Source organism: Bartonella sp. LJL80, from assembly GCF_054871565.1.
The window spans coordinates 1-1,173 of the sequence record NZ_JBTXLM010000031.1 but is presented as its reverse complement, the minus strand read 5'-3'; the positions used below and the strand labels follow the sequence as shown (position 1 = coordinate 1,173).

Genomic DNA, 1,173 nt, shown 5'->3' with positions numbered 1-1,173 from the left:
TTTGATCAGGTAAAGGCTGGCGATACCGTCTATGTGCCTATAGCGCCGGTGTCGGATGAGATGGCACGCTATCTGGAAGGCGATGCATCACAGAATGGCGCCATCACATCGCTTGCCTCGCAGGCAGGCAACTTTCTCTCCAATGGCGGCCATGGCAGCGAACTTCAATCCATGGCAACCGGATACTTCTCCGGCAAGGCCAATAGTGCCATCAACCAATGGTTCAACCAGTTTGGCACCGCACGCATCCAGCTCAATGTCGATGACGGCTTCTCGTTGAAGAACTCGCAATTCGAGATGTTGTTGCCGATCTATGACAAGGGCAACAACCTTGTCTTTACCCAGACAGCCATTCATCGCACAGATGAGCGCACCCAGACCAATCTGGGTTTTGGATATCGCTACTTTGCCCCCGATTATATGATCGGTGGCAATGCGTTCTGGGATTATGACATCTCGCGCTCCCATTCGCGTATGGGGGTCGGTTTGGAATATTGGCGCGATTACCTCAAGCTTGGGGTCAATGGCTATTATCGTCTGTCGGACTGGCGGGTCTCGCCCGATGTCGAGGATTATCTCGAGCGCCCCGCCAATGGCTGGGATATCCGTGCAGAGGGGTATCTGCCTTCCTATCCCCAGCTCGGCATGAAGCTCAACTTCGAGCAATATTATGGTGACGAGGTCGGGCTGTTTGGCAAAAGCAGCCGCCAGAAGAACCCTTATGCTGTGACGATCGGTGCCAATTATACGCCCATTCCGCTGCTGACACTCAATGTCGATCACCGGCAGGGGGAAAGCGGCAATAATGATACCCGTCTGGGGTTCCAGGTGAACTACCGCTTCGGTGTGCCGTTGGCAAAACAGCTTGATCCCAATGCCGTTGATGATATGCGCACCCTTGCCGGCAGCCGCTATGATCTGGTTGACCGTAACAACAACATTGTTCTTGAATATAAGAAGCAGGAAGTCATCAAGCTTTATATGGTGGGGGGCATTACCGGCTTTTACAACGAGAGCCATTCACTGGGTATCACGGTTGAATCCAAGCATAATGTGGCAAGCGTCAGTGTGATGGCGGCAGCCCTGATTGCAGCAGGCGGCAAGATCGTTCAAGGCAGTGGTGTCAGCGATTATTCGGTGGTTCTTCCGCCCTATCAGCAGGGTGGCAATAAC

At 53.2% G+C, this 1,173-nt stretch carries 1 protein-coding gene; it reads left to right on the top strand.

The annotated features are described in order from the left end of the window. The coding region (locus tag ACYSNS_RS14520; RefSeq protein ID WP_461723893.1) for an inverse autotransporter beta domain-containing protein at positions 1–1,173 on the top strand (1,173 nt) is incomplete at both ends.